Origin of the sequence: Mesorhizobium sp. M7A.F.Ca.CA.004.06.1.1, from assembly GCF_003999135.1 — a bacterium.
Classification (GTDB): domain Bacteria; phylum Pseudomonadota; class Alphaproteobacteria; order Rhizobiales; family Rhizobiaceae; genus Mesorhizobium.
Genome location: NZ_RZPQ01000927.1, coordinates 1 through 2,003, shown reverse-complemented (window position 1 = coordinate 2,003; position 2,003 = coordinate 1). Strand labels below are relative to the sequence as shown.

Annotated in this window: 4 protein-coding genes; all 4 read left to right on the top strand. The window is 58.9% G+C overall.

Annotated features, from left to right (window positions below):
• The first annotated feature begins 78 nt into the window (after positions 1–78).
• The 4 genes from EN906_RS32255 (at position 79) to EN906_RS32240 (ending at position 1,866) form a co-directional block, all read left to right on the top strand.
• Entirely contained in the window at positions 79–279 is a 201-nt protein-coding gene (locus tag EN906_RS32255) for a hypothetical protein (RefSeq protein WP_027037740.1), read from the top strand.
• A 215-nt stretch (positions 280–494) separates the two neighbouring features.
• Positions 495–749 carry a GlsB/YeaQ/YmgE family stress response membrane protein gene (locus EN906_RS32250; protein WP_013529551.1) on the top strand — a complete coding sequence of 85 codons (255 nt, stop codon included), beginning with the start codon at positions 495–497 and terminating at the stop codon, positions 747–749.
• 25 nt (positions 750–774) lie between these two features.
• Entirely contained in the window at positions 775–921 is a 147-nt protein-coding gene (locus EN906_RS32245; protein WP_013529552.1) for a hypothetical protein, read from the top strand.
• 30 nt (positions 922–951) lie between these two features.
• Entirely contained in the window at positions 952–1,866 is a 915-nt protein-coding gene (locus EN906_RS32240) for a hypothetical protein (protein WP_127272553.1), read from the top strand.
• Positions 1,867–2,003: the final 137 nt, after the last annotated feature.

Genomic DNA, 2,003 nt, shown 5'->3' with positions numbered 1-2,003 from the left:
GCCGGTACCGGCTGGAACCGGATGCGGGCCGCGGCGTTCTGTCGGCTCAGTTTGTCGGTGCAATTGGGGGATGATGACATGGCGGACAGAAAGCCGATTGCGACCGCGCCGACAGACGGCTCCAAGGTCTCCGTCACGTGGAAGGACAGCGACGGCGTGATCAACGAATCCATCGCGCAATATCGCGACGACGGCTGGTGGGTCTATATCGACAGTCACACGCAAAAGAAGGTCGAGCCGACCAGCTGGCGCCCTGCCGCAAGCGACGATGACGACTAGAGCAGTTCACCGTTTCACGGAAACGGCGAGCTGCTCTAACTCTTTGTTTTGACGCAATTTTGGACGGAAAACCGCTTTACACTTTTCCTAGAATTGCTCTAGTGATGGCGCCGCTGGTGAGGCTGGTCGCTTTCGAATAGCCTGAAGCCGTTGATATCGAGGCCGATTCGGAGCTTTCCGTTCCGCCGTCGCCCTCTTGCTCGGAGGAACTCTCTATGGGTGTCGAAAGCCTGCTCGTCTTCATCATCATCGGTGCCATCGCCGGCTGGCTCGCCGGTCTTATCGTTTCCGGTTTCGGCTTCGGCCTTATCGGCAACATCATCGTCGGCATCGTCGGCGCGTTCATCGCCGGCTGGCTGTTTCCGAGGATCGGATTTTCCATCGGCGGCGGCACTCTCGCCGCGATCATCCATGCCACCATCGGCGCCATCATCCTGCTGGTGCTGGTCAAGGTCCTGAAACGAGCCTGAGGCTCGACAACGCAAAGAGCGCGCCATGAAACAGAATACGCTCTATCTCGTCATTGGCGCGCTCGTCGTCGTGGTCATTGCCCTCGGCATCTACGTCTATCGCGAGCAGACCAAACCCAAGGGCGTCGAACTCAAGATCGACGACAAGGGCATTTCGATCCAGCAGAACTGAGCCGTCGAACGGCACATGCAGGAGCACGACATGGTGGCTTCTGACGCTCCGGAAGACGTCGATCAGCCCAGAATTACCGTTGCGGAATGGGAGAGGCTGAACAGGCCGCCAAGACGCGAGGCGCTGCTGCGCTATCATTGGCGGGTGTTTCGCTTCCTGAGGACATCCGCGCCGGTCAGCGAATTGCAGGGGCGAGAGCAGGCTTTCCGCGATACGATCATAGCCACCGTAGCCTTCAACCGGCCCGAAATGATCGAATGGCAAATCCACCTGGTACGCAGATACCTGGCCGAGCACGAAAGCTACATCGTTTTCGACAACAGCAACAAGGACGATGCAAGGGAAGCGATCCGCGATCTCTGCCGTCGCCAGCATGTCCCCTATGTGGCATTGCCGAAGAACAGGCTGGTCGTCAGCAGATCGCACGGTCAAGCGCTCAACTGGATCGTGCGGAATTTCTTGCCTGGGTTCGGGCCGAAGCTTTTCGGCTTCATCGATCATGACATCTTTCCAACTGAACCATTTTCGATCCGCGACCGAATGGAGGGCAAGAGCCTATACGGCAGCGTGCGGCGCGATACGCCGACACCAGGCGGCTGGTTCCTGTGGCCCGGCTTCTGTTTTTTCCATGGAAGCCTGTTGCGGCGGCGGCTGGATTTCGCCCCGAGCTACAAGTTTCATATGGATTCCGGCGGCGGCAACTGGCCGGTGCTCTACAGGTCGATCGATCCGGCGCTGGTTCGGTTCGCCGAAAACAAATCGCTTCGCTTCGGCGCGGGACATGATCAATCCGAGGATTTTTTCATGGTGGTCGATGGCTGGCTGCACGTGACTAACGCCTCGAACTGGAGGCGACAGCAGGTTGACAGGAGCGAACACATTCTCGCGCTGTTGCGGCAAGCCGGCGGTCCCGACCAGCCGGATGTGAAGTTCGAGCCGATCTGAAATCAGGTCTGAGGCGGGTGGTGTTGACAGAAAACTCTGAGGGGCCTGTTGCATTGCGGCCTGAAATCCAGGGGCTGCGTGGCATAGCCGTTGCCCTGGTGGTGGTTTTCCACATCTGGCCCGCGGTTCTTCCTGGC